The organism is Fibrella aestuarina BUZ 2, from assembly GCF_000331105.1.
GTDB classification, from domain to species: Bacteria; Bacteroidota; Bacteroidia; order Cytophagales; family Spirosomataceae; genus Fibrella; species Fibrella aestuarina.
Genome location: NC_020054.1, coordinates 6103983 through 6123174, shown reverse-complemented (window position 1 = coordinate 6123174; position 19192 = coordinate 6103983). Strand labels below are relative to the sequence as shown.

The 19192-nt window shown below is 52.7% G+C and carries 18 protein-coding genes; 7 read left to right on the top strand and 11 right to left on the bottom strand.

Features of this window, described 5'->3' with window-relative positions:
• Positions 1-172 precede the first annotated feature (172 nt).
• The 4 genes from FAES_RS29790 to FAES_RS25355 form a co-directional block, all read right to left on the bottom strand.
• Positions 173-1621, bottom strand: coding sequence for a lipopolysaccharide biosynthesis protein (locus FAES_RS29790; RefSeq protein ID WP_229364533.1), 1449 nt, complete (start codon positions 1619-1621; stop codon positions 173-175).
• A 219-nt stretch (positions 1622-1840) separates the two neighbouring features.
• Positions 1841-2905: a Wzz/FepE/Etk N-terminal domain-containing protein gene (locus FAES_RS25365; RefSeq protein ID WP_015334062.1), complete on the bottom strand. Its 1065-nt coding sequence runs from the start codon at positions 2903-2905 to the stop codon at positions 1841-1843.
• A gap of 7 nt (positions 2906-2912) precedes the next feature.
• Positions 2913-5297 (bottom strand): SLBB domain-containing protein, encoded by a 2385-nt coding sequence (locus tag FAES_RS25360; protein WP_015334061.1) that lies wholly within the window; start codon positions 5295-5297, stop codon positions 2913-2915.
• 72 nt (positions 5298-5369) lie between these two features.
• Complete coding sequence (locus FAES_RS25355) at positions 5370-6344, bottom strand: GDP-mannose 4,6-dehydratase (protein ID WP_015334060.1); 975 nt, start codon at positions 6342-6344, stop codon at positions 5370-5372.
• Positions 6345-6627: 283 nt separating this feature from the next.
• On the opposite strand from FAES_RS25355, the gene hisH reads away from it, so the two are divergent.
• From hisH to FAES_RS25325, 6 genes are all read left to right on the top strand, one after another.
• Positions 6628-7212: an imidazole glycerol phosphate synthase subunit HisH gene (gene hisH, locus FAES_RS25350; protein ID WP_041259476.1), complete on the top strand. Its 585-nt coding sequence runs from the start codon at positions 6628-6630 to the stop codon at positions 7210-7212.
• A gap of 114 nt (positions 7213-7326) precedes the next feature.
• Entirely contained in the window at positions 7327-8058 is a 732-nt protein-coding gene (hisA, locus tag FAES_RS25345) for a 1-(5-phosphoribosyl)-5-[(5-phosphoribosylamino)methylideneamino]imidazole-4-carboxamide isomerase (protein ID WP_015334058.1), read from the top strand.
• Complete coding sequence (locus FAES_RS25340; protein WP_015334057.1) at positions 8055-8474, top strand: GNAT family N-acetyltransferase; 420 nt, start codon at positions 8055-8057, stop codon at positions 8472-8474. The genes hisA and FAES_RS25340 overlap by 4 nt, the downstream gene beginning before the upstream one ends.
• A complete protein-coding gene (hisF, locus tag FAES_RS25335) occupies positions 8474-9235 on the top strand; it encodes an imidazole glycerol phosphate synthase subunit HisF (RefSeq protein WP_015334056.1) in 762 nt (253 codons plus the stop codon). The genes FAES_RS25340 and hisF overlap by 1 nt, the downstream gene beginning before the upstream one ends.
• A gap of 98 nt (positions 9236-9333) precedes the next feature.
• Complete coding sequence (hisIE, locus tag FAES_RS25330) at positions 9334-9933, top strand: bifunctional phosphoribosyl-AMP cyclohydrolase/phosphoribosyl-ATP diphosphatase HisIE (RefSeq protein ID WP_041258391.1); 600 nt, start codon at positions 9334-9336, stop codon at positions 9931-9933.
• 84 nt (positions 9934-10017) lie between these two features.
• A complete protein-coding gene (locus tag FAES_RS25325; RefSeq protein ID WP_015334054.1) occupies positions 10018-10353 on the top strand; it encodes a phage holin family protein in 336 nt (111 codons plus the stop codon).
• A gap of 53 nt (positions 10354-10406) precedes the next feature.
• Here FAES_RS25325 and FAES_RS25320 read toward each other — a convergent pair whose 3' ends face one another.
• The 4 genes from FAES_RS25320 to FAES_RS25305 all read right to left on the bottom strand — a co-directional run bounded on the left by FAES_RS25320 (position 10407) and on the right by FAES_RS25305 (position 15694).
• A complete protein-coding gene (locus FAES_RS25320) occupies positions 10407-11756 on the bottom strand; it encodes a dihydroorotase (RefSeq protein WP_015334053.1) in 1350 nt (449 codons plus the stop codon).
• Positions 11757-11825: 69 nt separating this feature from the next.
• Positions 11826-12815: a porphobilinogen synthase gene (hemB, locus tag FAES_RS25315; RefSeq protein WP_041258390.1), complete on the bottom strand. Its 990-nt coding sequence runs from the start codon at positions 12813-12815 to the stop codon at positions 11826-11828.
• A 133-nt stretch (positions 12816-12948) separates the two neighbouring features.
• A complete protein-coding gene (locus FAES_RS25310; RefSeq protein ID WP_015334051.1) occupies positions 12949-13635 on the bottom strand; it encodes a response regulator transcription factor in 687 nt (228 codons plus the stop codon).
• Between the two features lie 61 nt (positions 13636-13696).
• Entirely contained in the window at positions 13697-15694 is a 1998-nt protein-coding gene (locus FAES_RS25305) for a sensor histidine kinase (RefSeq protein WP_015334050.1), read from the bottom strand.
• A gap of 311 nt (positions 15695-16005) precedes the next feature.
• On the opposite strand from FAES_RS25305, the gene FAES_RS25300 reads away from it, so the two are divergent.
• A complete protein-coding gene (locus FAES_RS25300) occupies positions 16006-16995 on the top strand; it encodes a T9SS type A sorting domain-containing protein (protein ID WP_015334049.1) in 990 nt (329 codons plus the stop codon).
• Between the two features lie 58 nt (positions 16996-17053).
• On the opposite strand, the gene FAES_RS25295 is transcribed toward FAES_RS25300, so the two are convergent.
• Genes FAES_RS25295 through FAES_RS25285 form a run of 3 tightly spaced genes read right to left on the bottom strand, consistent with a single transcriptional unit; the run spans position 17054 to position 19191 of the window.
• Positions 17054-17734 carry a response regulator transcription factor gene (locus FAES_RS25295; protein ID WP_015334048.1) on the bottom strand — a complete coding sequence of 227 codons (681 nt, stop codon included), beginning with the start codon at positions 17732-17734 and terminating at the stop codon, positions 17054-17056.
• Between the two features lie 36 nt (positions 17735-17770).
• Complete coding sequence (locus FAES_RS25290) at positions 17771-18562, bottom strand: sensor histidine kinase (RefSeq protein ID WP_015334047.1); 792 nt, start codon at positions 18560-18562, stop codon at positions 17771-17773.
• Positions 18523-19191, bottom strand: a complete 669-nt coding sequence (locus FAES_RS25285) for a hypothetical protein (RefSeq protein WP_015334046.1) — start codon at positions 19189-19191, stop codon at positions 18523-18525. The genes FAES_RS25290 and FAES_RS25285 overlap by 40 nt, the downstream gene beginning before the upstream one ends.
• Between the last annotated feature and the right edge of the window lies 1 nt (position 19192).

Below are 19192 nucleotides of genomic sequence, written 5' to 3'. Positions count from 1 at the left end.
TGGAAAGCAATAGAAAGCTGTCACATATTCTTAAAAATCACTTTTTTGCAAAAGTTTATATACTTATAACCGTGTTATAGAGTTCATTGTAGATAGAAAAGTTTTTGATTTTTGAAAACCTTTTTAGTGTAAAAAAATGTACTTATCAAGTTGCCTTTTAACCTTAATTAATTTATAGCAGATTATTATGAGGCCTAATTTTATTGAGTATTTTTTGACTTAACGACTTGATATTGATGTTTAGAACGAGGCATAGCAATAGTATGCATACAATACAAATCATCCCCCTACCTAACAAATTACTTATTAGAGTAGATATCATTGATAAAAATAATATACCTGTGCAAATTATGTAGCTTTTTATGAGGTAATTAAAGGAATTTGGAATATATCTTAGACCATAATATGCTAAAAGGAGTGTGATCCAGTAGCCTGCATTACCGACCACTGCTCCGATCAACCCAAATTCATTAGAAAGTATAAATATGCTTGTCAATGTGATTAGACCCGCAGTTAACGAAATTGCTGTGTTCAGTTTTTCTTTACTTACAGCAAAAAGAATATAGTATCCAGATGCATTTAAAGAATACACTGAATAGATTATTGTTAGCAGAATAAAACTTTTTCTCATATTAAGAGTGCCTGTCCATTTTCCTAATAATAGATTTATTATTTCTGGAGAAAAGCAAATAAGTATAATGCCAATCCCAATTGAAAGAAGAACATTCAAAGACGATGAGTTTTCAACAAATTTTTTGAGTTTTGTTTCTTCTGCAGTACCTAGATAACTTTTTACGTAAGACACTAGTGGTTGGGCTGGTAGTGCGGATAAGATGTTTATTTGATTCACAATTGAAGTAAGAGCTGTGTAAATGCCAGTAGCCTCCAAACCTAATAGCTTACCTACAATCAGTCTATCACCTTGTGAAAACAAGACACTACCGAAAGCACTAGGCCAAATTTTAGATGAGTACGTTAATACTTTTTTTATATCCGTGTTAGACCATGTAAGAAGTTGTTTTATGCCGGTTATCAACTTTATCCTAATACTGAATAAGACATGAGTAATTACTGAAAAAAAGGTTATTATTAGTTGCCAAGCAAATATCGTTAGTAACGATTTGGATGTGTAAGCAAATGCTATGGATCCACAATAAAAAAGTGTATTAGAAACTGTGTTGATAATATTTTGTGCATCGTATCTGTTATTTGCCTGCTCTATCCCTACGAAATATTGTTGTATAACGCGTAAGCACATAGTTATACTTCCAATTTGTATTATTCGCTGTAAGGATTGAACATCATCTGGTGATAAGGAAGAGTAAAACTCACTTATAGCTGTAGATATGAGAATTGTTACGCTAAATACAAATAACCCGAGTATAATTGATGAATAGAAGCACGCACTTGAAATGTTCTTATTATTGTCTTTGGTTGTTAAAACTGTTGTTGATAAAGCGATACTCCATTCAGCTAGCGAGACAATATTAATTACAGCATTAGCGATTGAATAAATGCCAAATTGTTTTGTTCCTAATAATTTTATCAGAATAGGGACCGATATCAGCGTAATGATAATCCTTAAGCCACCTCCAATTATATTAAACACGCTGCTTTTCATCATACTTGGATTATCTATTTTCGATCAGGGATCATGACAGCTTCTTTAGTAAAGGCTTTTAAAGAAGAATGAAAGCACCTAATTAGACTGTTTCAATATTTTTGAATATACTTTAAGCTGAATTTAGTAAGGCTATTTGAAAAGAATTCGAGTTTGCAAGCCATTGATAGACTGAATGTGAAGGTTAATGAGCAGAAATGCAAAAATAAGGCTAAGTTGCTATATTGACCGCCACGTATTGTACGCCTTAATAAATAAGGAAAGGAACAAACCTAATGTTATAAATATCAATATGATACCAATACGCCCTGGACCACTTTTCTTTAAGGGAATACGGGCGGGTTCTAGAACCTTAAAAACAGGCGTGTTCTCCTGCACCTTAATTTTTGCCATTTCTGACTGTTTGGAGAGCGTATTGTATAAATCCTGAGCTAGCAAGAATTCTGCCTGTATACGTTGCTCTTCAATTTTGGCTGTATTCAGAAATACACTACGGTTCTGATCGCGATAGGCAGAAAGCGCGTACTCTGCCGTTTGATAGCGTTGTTTTGCCGTTGCCACCTGCCGGTTCAGAAAGTCAACTTCACGGCGGGCTTTCTCTGTACGATAGGTCGTTATGTAATCGGTTAAGTAAGCTAATGAATGACGCACGACATCGGCTGCTACAACCGGGTCATTCATAATCGTCGTAATCGTTAGCACGCCTGATTTCTTCTCGTATGTACCGGTTATTTGTTTGTGTAAAGCCTTAACCAATACCTCTTGCTCTCTATTCATACGCAATACCTGACTTGTATCGCCTGGTATGTCATCGCTCTCGGTGCTAGCATTGCCGAAGCTCAGTAAGTCAGAAAAACGAGATCTTGACTTCTCTGCTAGGTACGTTTCTAATGATTGGGTACGTTTGAATTCCTTTACATAAACAGGACGTTTGAGCATATTTAACGCGAAAGGGACGCTCTGTAATACATCAGGGTACAACTCAGGACGGATGGCATCTGTAGCTGAAGTCATACTGCTGATATCAATACCTGCTAAACCTGCTAAAGAACCTAAGCCGCCTAAACCAGAAGATCCCTTAGCCTGAATTTCCGGTAACACTGTTATCTGGGAAGTATATTCGTTTGGTTTCGAAAAGGCATAGATGCCCCCGATTAGCGCGCCTATCAGAGCACCTATAAGCATAATGCGTCGACTCTTCTTCAGAAAAGTCGTCACATCGCTCAGACGGATCTCGATGACCTGGTCGTTTGCAGTATCTTCCCCCCTTTCTATTACTGACATACGACTATTACTTGCTCAGATTAATGATGATGGTTGTCGCCGTCGCAGCTAGCGTGCCGATTAGCGAAAAAATACCAAATCGTTCAGTAGGGGTGAGTCGATCATTGTCAAGTGGTTTAAACGGAATTACCACGACCGAACCCGGCTGAATTTTAGGGTATGATTTAATACCAAAAAATCGCTTTGTTCGGTCTTTGCGTCCATTTGGATAAATAACATAGGACCGACTCACTCGGGCGTTTTCCGTGTATCCACCCGCTTGCGTGACATAGTCACGCAACGTCAGGCGCTGGCCATAACTGACGGTTGACGGATTCAACACCGCCCCCTGCACCTCTACAAGGTCTGAACGGCGGGGAATGTACAACGTATCCCGATCTTGTAGGAGGAGATTTCCGTCAGCGCTGGGATTATCAAGAATTGCTCGGATATCTGTCCCGATCAATTTACGGCTTCTGTAAAACTGTGAGCCAGCTAGATAAGCATCCGGTTTGAGGCCACCTGCCCGTTGAATCAAATCAGAAATACGTTCAGTACGACTTAAAATAGCATATACGCCTGGGTGGAGGACTTCTCCATTAACGAACACTTGTTGCTGCGTTTCGTAATAAGGCTGGGTACGTATATAGACGACATCGAACGGCTGGAGCAAAAAGCGGGCATCCTCCTCTGTAAGTCTCAAAGACCGATCAATATTAAATCGGTAAATCTCCGTGTTGGTCTGGCTATTAGTTGAGTCGCTACGTATCCGACGGGCGATCTCGATCCGGTTCGCTGTAGCTCCTTCCTGGAAACCACCTGCCAGAGTAATCAAATCCGCCACGGTCATATTGCTTACGTAGCTGAATGTACTAGGCTTGTTGACGGCTCCTTCGATAGTGACGTTATACGCTTCTCTTAGATCACGAATTGACTGGATGACCACGCTATCCTGGCGTTGAAGGGGAATATCAGCCACCTCACCCTTGAGCAAACGACTCACGTCAAAAGTGATGTTTTGCACATCCATATTGTCGCTTTCCCGAAAGATATTGGCCCGGGTCGTTGACGCATCCTTCCGAAGACCATCGGCTCGCCGGATGAGGTCCCCAACAGTAACCAGTCCGTTCTCAAGGGCGTAATCGCCCGGCCGCATTACCGCACCAACGATCTGTACCCGATTCTCGTACCGATTCAGAATACGGCCAATGGTGAAACGATCACCACGTTGGGGCATAAACGAGGTAAACTCATCTGGTGTGAGCGTAATCACTTTTCGTTCACGGGGCGTGTTGCGGCGAACGGATATAGAAGCGGTGTAAGCCTCTTCGTTGAACCCACCAGCAAAAGCCAGTAGCGTTTGAAAGTTTTCGCCTGGTAAAAGTTCAAACAGATAAGGCCGACGCACCTCGCCTTGCACATCGACACGTGTCTGGTACTCGGCTACTCGAATGACGTCCTGATCCTGAAGCCGAATGTTATCGCGCTGATCGGCGCGCAGCAAAAAATCGTACAGGTCGATAGTACGTACTATCCTGTTTCCCCGAATGACCTGGATGCGCCGAAATGAACCCGTCTCGGGGTTAGGCCCCCCAGCCAAATACAGTGCATTGAACGCCGAGCCTAGCGACGAAATGGTATACGTACCTGGGTGTACAACTTCGCCGACGAGCGTAACCCGAATGCTGCGGATTTTGCCGAGTGAAGCCGATGCATACGTACCGCTACCCGCTGTACCTAATCCTTGAAAACCACCTTGGCGCAGCCGGGCGATGATACGTTGCTCAGCCTGCTCGACCGTTAGTCCGCTAACCAGGACAGGCGCCAGGTTGGGAATTTTCACGGTGCCTTCAGGCGTAACGCGTAACCGAAAATTATCGGACGAAGCGCCGTAGATATCTAACAGAATCTCATCATCGGGACCAACGATGTAGTTTTTCGGGGTAGCGATTCGAATGTCGGGTTCAAACGAAAGCCCCGCATTCTGGAACAGAGAGGCGCCAAAAACGCGGCTGCGCAGACTCGTTGAATCAATACGTGGTAAACCCAGCGAGTCAGCGCGGCGGCGTGATAATCCTGAAGGCAATGTGCGTACGATGCTGGTGTCGGCTTCGCCGCTGCCACGGTAGCTACGGGGCGATTTACCTCTAATTTCTGTGATGCGGCGGCGCATCTTGGTGATGTCATCGAGTGTGTAGCCCTGCGACATGGCCGCCTGTTCAATCTGAAGCTCACTTAAGCCGCTCGACTGGGCCCGGCGATAAAATTCCTGCACCTGCTCATCCGATAACTGGTCAACTCGGGACTGAGCAAGGCCGTCAACGGTTGAGGTAAAGAGGAAAAGTAGCCCGAGCAGGCAATATGACAAGCATTGTCGAAGAAGCGAAGGAATTAGCAAGTGAGTTACGGTCATAAAACGTGGCCCGTAAGCCGTCAATAAGTCGGCAAAGGTACAATGGATTGCCTAAATGTTATGTCATTCTAGTTAAGCCAGTTGTGGGCGAGACCGAATCAACGCGGCGTCGACCATCATCTTGGCCACCGTCTCCATCGAATGGCGGGCTTGCCAGCCAAGTAATTGTTTTGCTTTGGCTGGGTTGGCGTGCCCCTCCGCAATATCAGTTGGGCGGAACAGTTGCGAATCTGATACGACGTGCTCTTCGTATTTCAGGCCGACCTGCTCGAAAACAACGGCGATGAATTCTTTCAGCGTGTGCGTTTGACCAGTGGCAATAACAAAATCGTCGGCCTGCTCCTGTTGCAGCATGCGCCACATTGCCTCCACGTAGTCAGGAGCCCAGCCCCAGTCGCGGGCAATATCCACATTACCAAGCGTCAACTTCTCGTTGCTGCCATTGGCAATCCGGCAGGCGGCTGACACGATTTTCTGGGTGACAAAGCGCTCGGGCCGAAGAGGCGACTCGTGGTTGAACAGAATACCGGTACTCGCGTGAAGTTGGTAGGCTTCGCGGTAGTTGGCTACCTGCCAGAACGCCGCCGCCTTCGCCACGCCGTAAGGACTTCGCGGCCGGAACGGTGTATGTTCGTCGGCCGCCAACGTACCTGTGTCGCCGAAGCATTCACTGGAACCCGCATTGTAAAACCGGATGGGGCGGTTGGTGAATCGAATTGACTCAAGCAGGTTCAACGTGCCAATACTGATACTCTCTAACGTCTCAACAGGCTGCTCGAAGGACAGCCCAACCGAACTCTGGCCAGCCAGATTATAGACTTCGTCGGGCTGTACCTTTTGCAGCGTTTGCAGCACACTGCGAAAGTCATTGATGCTGACCGAAACGACCTGAATAGCCTCTCGGATGCCCAAGCGCTCCAGGTTTCGGAAGGATGACATCTGGGCATCGCGTGACCCACCGTAAACCTGATAGCCTTTCTCAAGCAATAATTTGGCTAAGTAAGCCCCATCTTGTCCCGAAATGCCACAAATCAACGCCGTCTTCATATCCTTTAGTTACGAGTGGGCACAAAAGTAAGCGACAAAACGGGGTTGCTTGCTACCATTTCGTCAAAAGAAGGCGGCAGGTGGCCCGTTACATTGCACTTCCCGGCAAGCTGTTGTAATTTTGCGGCATGAATCACTGCTCAGCAACTCACATCGCTCACTATGCTGTCCATCATCGGCTCGCCTGCTGATGCAGACCGCTGTATGCTTTGTGACTGACCTGTCTGATTCACGAAACTACGTAGCCCGGTTCTGCCCAGAGCCGGGTTTTTTATTGGCCCTCATGAAGACCGTTATCATTAAATACAACGCTGGCAATGTGCAATCGGTGATGTATGCGCTGGACCGAATTGGCGTCAGTTACGAACTGACCGACGATGAGGCCACGATCCGTGCTGCCGATAAGGTGATTTTCCCCGGTGTGGGCGAAGCGAGTACGGCCATGGCCTACCTGCGCGAGCGAGGACTCGACCTGCTTATTCCTAGCCTGAAACAGCCCGTGCTGGGTACGTGTGTGGGAATGCAGTTGATGTGCCGCCATTCTGAAGAGAACGACACGACCTGCATGGGGATTTTCGATATCGACGTCCGACGCTTTCCGGCGAGTGCGGGGAAGGTACCGCATACAGGTTGGAATAGCATCCATAGCCTGACGGGACCGCTGACGGAAGGCCTGCCGCCGGAGGCATACGTATACTTTGTGCACAGCTATGCGGCCGACGTGTGCCCCAGCACCACCGCCGTTTGTAACTACGGCCGACCGTTTAGCGCCATGTTGCAACGCGATAACTTCTACGCCGCCCAATTCCACGCCGAAATCAGCGGCAACGTGGGACAGCGCATTCTCGAAAACTTCCTGAAACTATAATCGAACGCAGAGACGCTAAGGGTAACGTAAAGGACGCAACGTGGTGTAGACCAGTATGGCGTCTATAACCTATACTTCGCGTTTTTCGTAGCGCCTTTGCGTTCAATAGTAACTATGCATATTATTCCTGCCATTGACTTAATTGAGGGCAAAGCCGTCCGGCTGACGCAGGGCGACTACGCCCAAAAGACCGAATACAACGCCCGCCCGCTCGACGTGGCGATGCAGTTTGAAGATGCCGGTCTTAGTCGACTGCATCTGGTTGACCTCGATGGGGCCAAAGCCAAACGGGTCATCAACTACAAAGTGCTCGAGCTGATCGCCACCAAAACCAAACTGCACATCGATTTCGGCGGTGGCATTCAGTCGGACGACGACTTACGGATTGCGCTCGAATGTGGCGCGAAGCAGATTACTGCCGGTAGCGTAGCCGTGCGCGAGCCCGATCTGGTCGAGCGGTGGCTGTCGCGGCATGGGGCCGACGTGGTGATTCTGGGCGCCGATGCCAAAAACGAAAAGATTGCTGTTGGCGGCTGGGAAGAGTCAACCACCCTCTGGGTATATGATTTTGTTGCTGAATGGGTCGAGAAGGGCATTTCGCATGTGATCAGCACCGACGTGGCCAAAGACGGGCTGTTGCAGGGCCCCTCGTTTGACCTGTACCGGAACCTGCAGGAACGTACCCAGCAGAACAACCAATCGCTGAACATTATTGCCAGTGGCGGTGTGAGTAACATGGACGACCTCGAAAAGCTGGCCGAGATGAATCTGTTCGGCGTAATCGTCGGGAAGGCGATCTACGAAGGGCGCGTGACCTTGAAACAGCTGTCGGCAATCAACGCATGAACACCGTCGAAATCAGCACAGACAAAACCCGGCTCGACGTGGGGTTGATCCACCGATTTCTCCGTCAGGAAGCCTATTGGTGCCGGAATATTCCGCTCGACGTGGTGCAGCGGTCGATTGAGCATTCCCTTTGCTTTGGCGTTTATTTAGACGGGCAGCAGGTCGGTTTCGCCCGCGTCGTTACCGATTACGCTACGTTTGGGTATCTGGCCGACGTATTTATTGTTCCCGAACAGCGCGGCAAAGGCTATTCCAAACAGCTTATGCAAACCATCATGAACCACGATGCCTTACAGGGCATCCGGCGGATGATGCTGGTAACGCAGGACGCCCACAGGCTCTACCGCCAATTCGGATTTACGCCCATCGAAAACCCGGAAAATACGATGGCTATTAAATTTTTTACCGCCTACTGATGCTGACAAAACGAATCATTCCCTGTCTTGACATTAAAGATGGGCGCACCGTGAAAGGCACCAATTTCGTGAACCTGCGCGATGCCGGCGACCCGGTCGAACTGGGCGCTATCTACGCCCGACAGGGGGCCGATGAATTGGTATTTCTGGACATCACGGCCACCGTCGACGAGCGTAAAACGCTGATTGAACTGGTGCGGCGCGTGGCGCATGCCGTAAACATCCCGTTCACCGTTGGGGGCGGAATCTCGTCGGTGGCCGATGTATCGGCGTTGCTCAATGCTGGTGCCGATAAGGTGTCGATCAACTCGTCGGCCGTGCGGCGACCCGATTTGATCAATGAACTGGCCCTTGAGTTTGGGAGTCAGTGCATCGTCGTAGCGATCGATACACGGTACGTCGACGGCGAACACATCGTGCACACGCACGGCGGTCGGCGGCCAACTGAACTGCGAACGCTGGCCTGGGCGAAGGAAGTTGAAGACCGTGGGGCGGGTGAACTCTTACTAACGTCGATGGACACCGACGGTACCAAAGCTGGTTTTGCCCTCGAGCTGACGGCGGCGGTATCCGGTGCCGCCAACATCCCGGTCATCGCGTCGGGTGGCGCAGGCACGATGGGCCACTTTGCCGACGTGTTCACGACGGGCAAAGCCGATGCGGGCCTGGCGGCCAGTATTTTTCACTTCAAAGAAATTGGTATTCCCGACCTGAAGACGTACCTGGCGGCTCAGGGCATACCCATGCGTTTAACGAATTGATTTTACTGTCATTTATGGTCATTCAGTGGTCATTACTCGTTGATCTATGAATGACTACTGAATGACCATAAATGACAACCAATGACCACCCAATACCCATGACTATTCATTTCGACAAATCGCCCGATGGGCTGCTGCCCGCCGTTATTCAGGACGATCAGACCGGGAAGGTGCTGATGCTGGGTTACATGAACCAGGAAGCCTTCGAAAAAACGCAGGCCGAAGGCATCGTTACTTTTTTTAGCCGCAGCAAACAACGCCTCTGGACTAAGGGCGAAACATCCAGTAATTTCCTGCACGTGAAGCAAATCCTGGTCGATTGCGACGGCGACACGCTGCTGATCAAGGCCAGTCCCGACGGACCCACCTGCCATACCGGAGCCGACACGTGTTTCGAGGAGGTGAACCAGGGCCGCGGGCAGTTTCTGAACTACCTACAAGGTATTATCCACGACCGGAAGGTCAACCCCTCCGATAGGTCGTACACGACAAGCCTATTCAACAAAGGTGTCAACAAGATTGCCCAGAAAGTGGGCGAGGAGGCGGTCGAACTGGTGATCGAAGCCAAAGACAGTAACGACGATCTCTTCAAAGGCGAAGCGGCCGATCTGCTGTTTCACTACCTGGTGTTGCTCGAACAGCGAAATTTGTCGCTCGACGATATAATTGCCGTTCTACAGAAGCGACACGCAAACTAAGTGCAACGTTCACTGTTTAAGGTTCAATCGGTCTGTGATTCCGGGCCGATCAAACGTTAACCATTGACCATTAAACTTGCTTCTATGGGTCTCATCATTCGTATCCTAATCAACGCAGTGGCGGTTTTTGTCGCCAGCCGCATCATCACGGGCGTATCGGTCGACAGCTTCACCACCGCCCTGATCGTGTCTATCGTGTTGGGTCTGCTCAATGCCTTCGTTAAACCGGTATTGACGTTCCTGACCATCCCCATCACCATCCTGACGCTCGGGCTGTTCCTGATCGTGATCAACGTGCTGATGGTCTACTTGGCCGACTACCTCATCGCAGGCTTCGGCGTCAGCGGCTTCATTTCAGCGCTGCTGTTCAGCTTGGTGGTGGCTATCGTCAGCTGGCTGATCGACACGATTATAAATTAGTGAATACTGCTAGACCTTATAGGTTTCTAAAACCTATAAGGTCTGATGATCAATCAACGGTCAAAGCTGATCCGTTGCCCGGCGCGTTCCACCAGGAACGCGCTTCCAGAATCTGCGTTTTTGTAGGCTAGCTCACCCGATACAAAGGTGTGCGTAATGCGGTGACCGAACGTTTTCCCCGTCAGCGGCGACCAACCGCACTGATACAAAATGGAGTCAGGCGTTACCTCGGTCGCCTGCCCCGGATCGACCAGCACCAGGTCGGCCCAGTAGCCTTCCCGAACGTACCCACGGCGATCGATCTGAAAACAATCGGCGGGGGCGTGGGCCATTTTCTGTACTACTTTTTCGAGCGAGATTTTTCCCTGAAGGCTCGCTTCCAGCATCAGCAGCAGCGGGTGTTGCACCAGCGGCAAACCCGACGGCGCCTGCCAGTAGGGCTGTTGCTTTTCCTCCCAGGTATGCGGCGCGTGGTCGGTCGCGATGATGTCGAGCCGGTCGTCAAGCAGGGCTTCCCAGAGGGCGGCACGGTGGTGCGGCGCTTTAATGGCCGGATTGCACTTGATCTGGTTGCCGAGTGTCTCGTAATCGTCAGCCGAAAACCAGAGGTGATGCACGCACACCTCCGCCGTAATGCGCTTTTCGGTCAGCGGAATATCATTGCGGAACAGATTCAGCTCATCGGCGGTCGTCAGATGCAGAATATGCAGCCGGGTATTGTGCTGCTTGGCCAACTCAACCGCCAGGCTAGACGACCGCAGGCAGGCCAATTCGTCGCGCACCAGCGGGTGAATGTGAGCCGGTGCATCGGTGGGATATTCGGCGCGGTAGCGGGCTGTGTTGGCCCGAACGGTAGCTTCGTCTTCGCAGTGCGTGGCAATCAGCATGGGGCATTGCGAGAAGAGTGCGTTCAACGTCTGCTCATTATCGACCAGCATGTTACCCGTTGATGAACCCATGAACGCTTTCACCCCACATACCGACTGTGGATCGGTGCGCAGTACCTCGTCGAGGTTGTCGTTGGAGGCGCCCATGAAAAACGAGTAATTGGCAAAAGCGGTGCGGGCGGCAATGTCGTATTTGTCCTGCAACAGCGCCTGCGTCAGCGCGTTAGGCACGGTGTTGGGCATTTCCATAAACGTGGTGACGCCCCCGGCCACGCCCGCCCGCGATTCGCTGCGGATGGTGGCCTTGTGGGTCAGGCCCGGCTCCCGAAAATGCACCTGATCGTCGATTACGCCGGGCATCAGGTAGTGGCCCGTCGCATCGATAACCTCATCGCCCGCCTTTGCCGTTACGGACGTACCCAGCTCAGCAATAAAACCGTTTTCGATTCGAACGTCGCGTTCCTGAATCTGCCCCTCATTCACGACGCGGGCATTCCGAATTACATAAGTTGCCATACAAGTTGGCCCACCCAACGCAAGGGTTGGGCGGGTCAGCAAAGGTACGGTTGGGAACGTACCTGACGGTTATGCGTTGGCTAGCAACTGAGCGGCTTCTTTGGCAAAATAGGTAAGAATGACGTCGGCACCGGCGCGTTTGATGGCCATCAGCGACTCCATCATGGCGCGTTCGCCGTCGAGCCAGCCGTTTTGGGCGGCGGCTTTGATCATGGCATATTCGCCCGACACGTTATAGGCGGCAATGGGCAACTGGCTGTTCTGCCGCAACAGACTGATGATGTCCAGGTAGGCCAGCGCAGGCTTCACCATCAGGATATCGGCGCCCTCGGCGGTGTCGAGTTCGGCTTCGATGAGGGCTTCGCGGCGGTTAGCCGGGTTCATCTGATACGTTTTCTTGTCGCCAAACTTCGGGGCCGAATCGAGCGCGTCACGGAACGGGCCGTAAAAGGCACTGGCATACTTGGCCGTGTACGACATGATCGCCACGTTCTTATGGCCAGCGTTGTCGAGCGCCTGACGCATGTAGCCCACGCGGCCGTCCATCATGTCGGAAGGGCCGAGCATGTCGGCACCGGCCTGCGCTTGTGCTACGGCCATCTTGCTCAGAATCTCAAGCGTTTCGTCGTTTAGGATCTGGCCGTCATCCACCAGCCCGTCGTGACCGTCAGAGCTGTAGGGGTCCATTGCTACATCGGTCATGATGCAGGCTTCCGGGTATTTGGCTTTGATCCGCTGAATGGTCTGCAGGTACAGGCCCTCCGTGTTCTGGCTCTCGGTAGCGTACTTGTCTTTCTTCGCCTCGGGCAGATTCGGAAACAGGTCGAAGGTGGTGATGCCCAGGTCGAGGCAGCGGCCGATTTCGTCGAGCAGCAGATCGGGCGAGTAGCGGAAAATGCCGGGCATCGACGCGACTTCGGTTCGCTGGCCAGCGCCCTCCATCACGAAAACGGGAAAAATGAAGTCAGAGACGTGCAGGCGAGTTTCCTGCACCATCTCCCGAATAGCCGCCGACTGCCGGTTCCGGCGCGGCCGACGAGGTTGAAAAGAAGTAGTCATTTGCTTCGCGTCATGGGTAGTCATTATCCTTCGGCGTCATTCATTGTGAGAGATTCGCAGCGGCGGACCGCATCAATGACGCTGAAGGCTAATGACTACCCATGACAACCAATGACACTAACCGACAATTCCCCTACGCCACTAATTTAAATCCCTCGCCGTGCACGTTTACGAGCTGCACCTGCTCGTCGTCTTTGAGGTATTTGCGCAACTTGGTAATGTACACGTCCATGCTGCGGGCGTTGAAATACGAGTCGTCGCCCCAGACCATTTTCAGAGCAAAGCTGCGGCCAAGCGGCTGGTTGAGGTTCTGCGCCAGCAACTTCAGCAATTCCGATTCTTTGCTCGTCAGGCGTTGGCCGGCTCCATCGCCGTTGCGGGTGAGGGTCTGGCGCGGGTAGTCGAACTGGAACGTGCCGATCTGGTAAATGCCCGTTTCAGGTACGTTCTCGGTGCGCTGATACCGCCGTAAAATGGCCTGAATCCGCAACAGCAATTCCTCCATGCTGAACGGCTTCGTGATGTAGTCATCAGCCCCGAGGCGCAGACCCTGAATGGCATCGTCCTGCATCGACTTGGCCGTCAGGAAAATGATGGGTACGTCGCGGTTGGCCATGCGCAGCTCTTTGGCCAGGGTGAACCCGTCTTTTTTCGGCATCATCACGTCGAGAATGCACAGGTCATACGTGTTGGCCATGAACTGTTGCAGGCCCGCGTTGCCGTCGGTCGCGCGGTCGGTCGGGTATCCTTTCAGCGTTAGGTATTCCTGTGTAAGCTGGCCCAGGTTAGGGTCGTCTTCAACGAGTAGGATTGAGGGCATAGGTGGTAAAGAGTGAAAGAGATAAAGAGTGATAAGTCGAACGATTCACTCTTTATCTCTTTCACTCATTAGTAGACGTTGGTATAACGATTTCAAATTCACTTCCCTGGCCGGGGGTACTGCTCACGGTGACTTGACCGTGGTGCTCTTCAGCCATCTTTTTCACGTAGCTCAGACCCAGCCCGAAGCCCTTTACGTCGTGGCGGTTGCCCGTCGGGACGCGGTAAAAGGTGTCGAAGATGCGGCTTTGCTGCTCCTTGGTCAGGCCTAGCCCCTGGTCGGCTACCGAGATGGCCACCGATGGGCGCGGGGCACCGGTTTTGGGGTCGGGCAGGGTCGTGTTGCGGGTACGTATACGGATCGCCACCCGCTCGGGCGAGTATTTGATGGCGTTGTCGATGAGGTTGTAGAGCATATTGGTGAGGTGTACCTCATCGGCCTGCACAATCTCGTCAGTGGCGTCGAATTCCAGCTCAATGTCGCCCTGTCGCTGCTCGATCGACAGGCTCATTGTGTTGAGCACTTTCTCGATCACGTCGTGCACATTGACCGAACTGAGCTTGAGTTTGACCTCGCCCTTGTCGAGTAAAGCCATTTGTAACACCTTCTCTACGTGTGAACCCAGCCGCTGATTTTCGTCGCGGATAATGCCCATGTAGCGGCCCAGTCGTTCGGGGAGCTCGTTGGTGGGGGGAGGGCTGCCAGCAGCACCCACCAACGAGGGCATCTGCGCCGACCGGAGCTGTTCGCGGGCCATATCCACCGCCAGCGAGATGGTCGAAATGGGCGTTTTGAACTCGTGGGTCATGTTGTTGATGAAGTCGTTCTTGATATCGGCCATTTTCTTCTGCCGAAGAATGGTCGTGATGGCGACATAGAAACAACCCATGATGACCAGAATGAGCAACGCCGACCCCGCCAGCGTGGCGGTCATGCGGCTCAGGATAAACGAGCGTTGGTCGGGAAAAAAGAGGTAGACATAATTGCCCGTTTCGAGAATGTTGTTCGGAAATAGCGCCGCCTTGTAGCCGTAATCATCAAACTGTCGGTTCATCGACGCCTGGCTGGCCAGCATCGACGCAAACAGAAACCGCGATTGCCCTTTGCTCCGAACGGCGAAGTTGTACGGAATGGTGATGCCGCGCTCCTGCAAGGCCTGACGTAGCAACGTATCGAGCGTAAACCGGTCGACGCGCTCTTCCAGTGGCCGATCCGACATGAGCAGACCCTTCAGCACATCTTTGATCATCTGCGCCTGCTCGGCGTGGGTCATGGAATTAACGGCCGTAATGCCCTGTTCCTGGCTTGGTTTGGGTACGTTGGTCGGCGCGGTTTTGGCGAGCGGTGCGGCCTTGTAGGTACGTGTTTTGCGCGGGCGGGTGGGTCCGCTGCGGTGCGTACCCGAATCGGGCATGACCAGCGTGAGCTCGCCATCGTGAAACTGATTTAGCGGGTTGGCCGCAATTTCGTTGATCCAGCGTTCGAAGCGCTGTTGCTGAGCCAGTTGTGTTTGCCAGTCACCCATAGCCATAAGCTCTTCCTGCTGCCGGAAGAAGGCTTCGACCACCTGGGCTTGTTCCAGGGTCAGCGTTTGCGTGCGTGGATGCAGAGCGTCGGATTGCACCACGATCGGGCCGGGCATATCGCGCCCCGCTACCGACGTACCTGCCTGACCCGAATGGGGTTGGGTGGCTCGCTGGGTAGCTCCTTGGGTACGTTGCCGGGGCTGGGTTTGGTTGGCAGCGATCCGGTCCGGGCTGGCATCGAGCGCATTGGAAGGAGCCGTGGTCTGGGGTGTGTTGGCTTTGCCATTTTTCCGCCCAATAGCCATCAACTGCTGCTGCTGGTGCTGAAGCTGCAATTGCTGCCGGGCCTGATACTGAATTTCCTGGCGCTCCAGGCTGCGGACAACCTCCTGTAGCGCGTCAGTAACTTTATAATCGAACTGTTCTTTCTGCAAATGCAGGGCCGTGCTGATCCAGTATAGCTGAAACCCAACTAAACCCAGCAGCCCGATGGCCATCGAAAGAACAATCCAGCGGATGCGTTTCGTTGACATTTATTTTTTTGGCGTTCGATGCAACGGAGCGAACGGGTTCTTTATCTGTTTGATTACCTCACCCCCAGCCCCTCTCCTTAAACCAAAGAGAGGGGGACCTTAACGTCTTGCTTATTTCTGGTTGACCACGTACGACAATCAGAAGCCTGACCGTAAGACTCCCCTCTCCTTGGTTTAAGGAGAGGGGCCGGGGGAGAGGTAAGGTACACAAACAACCAACCAGACGAAAAAGACATTGCCTGCTTAACAACTTTTAACGTGTAGCAATGGCCGTCGCTCCGTTACGTACGATAAATTCCTGACTGACTCCTATGAAAAAAACAACCACCACCGCTCTCCGGTTCGCCCTGTGCCTTGGCTTGCTGGGCGGCCTCTCATCGGTTACGATGGCGCAACGTGAACTCGATGAACCGGGTCAGATGCGCGTAAAAATTACCGAACGCAACGGCAAAGACACGCGCACCATCGAACGTACCTACCGCAATGACGGCATGACCGACGAAAAGCGGGATGCGCTCGTCAATCGGCTCATCGACTCGTTGCGGGCAGCCCGGAAAGGCAAGGGCGACAGCAATATTTCGGTCATTATCGAAGATTCGTACCGGGGGCCGGCCTCGGGTGGTAGCCGCACGAGCCGCCGGAACCGGGTGGTCGAAGACCGGTTTCTGGATGGTGAAGCACTGGCTATGGCGCCAACACCGCCCATGCCGCCTGCTGCGCCGAACGTAGTAATCGCGCCGATGGCACCGGGGGATGCCGATTTTGATCTGCACTTCCGGTACGACGCCGACGATGACGATACTACGCGCGGTGGACGCCGCACGCGGGAATTCCGGCTTCAGCGGCGGCAGCTGGATTCGCTGTCGCGCAACATGCGCCGGTTGGGCCGTGATATGGACGTTACCCTGCGCCGTCAGTTGGCGCCGATGGCCGACCGCATGAACCGGGCTTTCCAAAGCCGTGACTGGCAGCGGGAGTTTGCCCGCCCGTTCAACGTCTGGGTTGATGGGGGCGCGCAACCCTCGACCGTGCGCGGCCTTGACGTGTACCCGAATAACCCCGACCGCAACCTGCTCAATGTGCGCTTCAGCGCCCCCAAGAAGGGTGACGTGCAGATTGTGGTGACCAACACCAAAGGCAAAGAGGTGGCCCGGCGCGAGTTGAAAGACTTCAGCGGTGAGTTTGTGGGGCAGGTCGATGTTGGCCGCAAAGCCGAGGACGTCTTTTTCGTCACGGTCACCCAAAACGACGATGGCGCTGTTCGCCGGGTTGTCCTGAAAACCGAAGAAAATTCAAAGTGAGGTTAATGTGCAGAAAAAGGGGTGGCAACTGATCCACCCCTTTTTTGTGCGCTGTAGGCTAGCTCAGTAGTTCTGATGGGTCGATCAGGCTGTTTTTAATGGCGTACAGGACCAAACCGGCGGTGTTGCGCGACCCCGTCTTTTCGAGCAGGTTAGCCCGGTGCCCATCCACGGTGCGAATGCTCAGGCACAGCTGATCGGCAATTTCGGGGGCCGTTAGTTGCTTGCAGATTAGACCCAGCACGTCGATTTCGCGCGGGGTCAGGGTGGCGGGGGCCGCTTCGGTCAGCACGCGGCGGGGCTTGCGGGTGGCCATCCGGTTTTTCATGGCCCGCAGGAACGCTTCGTTGAAATAAAACTCTTTCTCCACGACATCGCGGATGGCGCGCTCCACTTCCTCGGGTTCTACGTTCTTGAACAGGTAGGCATTCACGCCCAGGTCCATCAGGTGGGTCACAAACCGGTCTTCACTGTATACCGACAGGATGATGATTTTGACACCTGAATACTGTTTGTGAATCAGCTTGGTAGTTTCAACGCCGTTCAACTCGGGCATCGAGAGGTCGAGCAGCACTACGTCGGGCAGGGGCGAAGCCGTGGCAAGGCCGTCGAGCAGGCTGCGGCCGTTATCGGCTTCGAGGCTGATGTGCATGCCATCGAAGCTATCGACGATCCCGATCATGCCCTTTCGGAACAAAACCTGATCGTCGGCAATGGCTACGTGGATGGGGTTGGACATAACAGCGTTCGGGCAATAGGGAGTGGAAGATAGCGTCTAGGGGCGGAACGTCACCTCAACCCGAAGCCCTTCGCCGGGGCTGGTGTCGAACGCAACCAGACCCTGCAGCATCTGCGCGCGGGTTTCAATGTTTTTCAGGCCGAAGCTGCGCTGCTGATAGGCCTGCTCAAAATCAAAGCCTTTGCCGTCGTCGGCGTAGCGCAGCACGAGCGTATCGGCTTCGCGCAGCAGCGACAGCCGGATGTCGGTGGCGTCGGCGTGCTTGAGGGCGTTGTTAAGCAACTCCTGCACCAGCCGGTACACAATGAGGTTAGCGCGGGTGGGTAGAGTCAGGTCGGGCGCCACCGTCAGTTCCACGTTTACATCGGCCAGCGCCATCACGCTTTCACAGAGGCCTTCTATCGCATAGGTCAGGCCGAGTTCGTCGAGTCCTTGTGGCAGCAGGTCGTTCGAAATCCGCCGTACGTTGTCGATGGTGCTGTCGATGACGTATTTAAACTGGCTGGTGAGGTGGCGCGACGCATCGGAAGGCGGCGCAGTCTGCGTAAGCTGAGCCAACAGCAGGCGCATGGCCGACAGCGCCGCGCCCACCTCGTCGTGAAGATCGCGGGCGACCCGTTTGCGCTCATCCTCGACGGCGTCGAGAGTGCGGTAAATGACCTCTTGCTGGTAGCTCAGTTCCATCTGTTTCACCCGTAACTCCTGGGCGGCTATTCGTTTCTGATACACAAGCAGAAAGACCACAATGCCGATCACCAGCATGATAAAGGCCAGTGAACCACCGAAAATCAGTATGTAGATGTCGCCCGAAGGCTGGGACTGAACCATAACCCGATGCTGATCAGCACGTGCATCATGACAATGAGCAACACATGGAGTGCGAATACGGCGAATTTAAGCGTTTGGTTCGAGTCGTATAAGACAACGTTACTGAATAATAGAAAGAATAAACTGCCCGCGAAGTAGAGTAAGAATCCTGTGTTGATCCAGAAGATCGGCTGCTTGTCGAGCCGCCGGGCCGATAGCTCGTTCAGCAGTTTGTAAAACGCCAGCAACGCCAGCGCAATAACCAGGATGGCTTCAAGCCCGCGGGCATAGGCGTTGCCCCCGGTGGGGGGCTGTATGAACGCGCTATTCAGCAGGGCCAGGACGGTGAAACCAGCCATCAGCCAGGGCACAAAGAAACGGCTGTAGAAATGGCCAAAAAAACGACCATAGACTAACGCAATGATGTTGAATTCCAGTATGGTGTAGCCGTGCAGGATGTAGGTGTTCGGAACGTGGAGGACGTGGGCCGTCAGGTGCGAAACCAACTCACCCGCCACTGCCAGCCCGACAAACCACCCCACAAACCGGAGGTACCCCGTCAGGTACTGAAACCGAAACAGGACCATGCCCGCCGACAGCAGCAGGCAATAGGACCCATACCGGCTAAACCAAATCAGGAAGTCTTGCATA

What these genes read in the sequence shown, in the direction of transcription:
- FAES_RS29790 (WP_229364533.1), bottom strand. Translation starts at nt 1,621, where the DNA reads ATGAAAAGCAGCGTGTTTAATATAATTGGAGGTGGCTTAAGGATTATC.
- FAES_RS25365 (WP_015334062.1), bottom strand. Translation starts at nt 2,905, where the DNA reads ATGTCAGTAATAGAAAGGGGGGAAGATACTGCAAACGACCAGGTCATC.
- FAES_RS25360 (WP_015334061.1), bottom strand. Translation starts at nt 5,297, where the DNA reads ATGACCGTAACTCACTTGCTAATTCCTTCGCTTCTTCGACAATGCTTG.
- FAES_RS25355 (WP_015334060.1), bottom strand. Translation starts at nt 6,344, where the DNA reads ATGAAGACGGCGTTGATTTGTGGCATTTCGGGACAAGATGGGGCTTAC.
- hisH (WP_041259476.1), top strand. Translation starts at nt 6,628, where the DNA reads ATGAAGACCGTTATCATTAAATACAACGCTGGCAATGTGCAATCGGTG.
- hisA (WP_015334058.1), top strand. Translation starts at nt 7,327, where the DNA reads ATGCATATTATTCCTGCCATTGACTTAATTGAGGGCAAAGCCGTCCGG.
- FAES_RS25340 (WP_015334057.1), top strand. Translation starts at nt 8,055, where the DNA reads ATGAACACCGTCGAAATCAGCACAGACAAAACCCGGCTCGACGTGGGG.
- hisF (WP_015334056.1), top strand. Translation starts at nt 8,474, where the DNA reads ATGCTGACAAAACGAATCATTCCCTGTCTTGACATTAAAGATGGGCGC.
- hisIE (WP_041258391.1), top strand. Translation starts at nt 9,334, where the DNA reads ATGACTATTCATTTCGACAAATCGCCCGATGGGCTGCTGCCCGCCGTT.
- FAES_RS25325 (WP_015334054.1), top strand. Translation starts at nt 10,018, where the DNA reads ATGGGTCTCATCATTCGTATCCTAATCAACGCAGTGGCGGTTTTTGTC.
- FAES_RS25320 (WP_015334053.1), bottom strand. Translation starts at nt 11,756, where the DNA reads ATGGCAACTTATGTAATTCGGAATGCCCGCGTCGTGAATGAGGGGCAG.
- hemB (WP_041258390.1), bottom strand. Translation starts at nt 12,815, where the DNA reads ATGACTACTTCTTTTCAACCTCGTCGGCCGCGCCGGAACCGGCAGTCG.
- FAES_RS25310 (WP_015334051.1), bottom strand. Translation starts at nt 13,635, where the DNA reads ATGCCCTCAATCCTACTCGTTGAAGACGACCCTAACCTGGGCCAGCTT.
- FAES_RS25305 (WP_015334050.1), bottom strand. Translation starts at nt 15,694, where the DNA reads ATGTCAACGAAACGCATCCGCTGGATTGTTCTTTCGATGGCCATCGGG.
- FAES_RS25300 (WP_015334049.1), top strand. Translation starts at nt 16,006, where the DNA reads ATGAAAAAAACAACCACCACCGCTCTCCGGTTCGCCCTGTGCCTTGGC.
- FAES_RS25295 (WP_015334048.1), bottom strand. Translation starts at nt 17,734, where the DNA reads ATGTCCAACCCCATCCACGTAGCCATTGCCGACGATCAGGTTTTGTTC.
- FAES_RS25290 (WP_015334047.1), bottom strand. Translation starts at nt 18,562, where the DNA reads ATGGTTCAGTCCCAGCCTTCGGGCGACATCTACATACTGATTTTCGGT.
- FAES_RS25285 (WP_015334046.1), bottom strand. Translation starts at nt 19,191, where the DNA reads ATGCAAGACTTCCTGATTTGGTTTAGCCGGTATGGGTCCTATTGCCTG.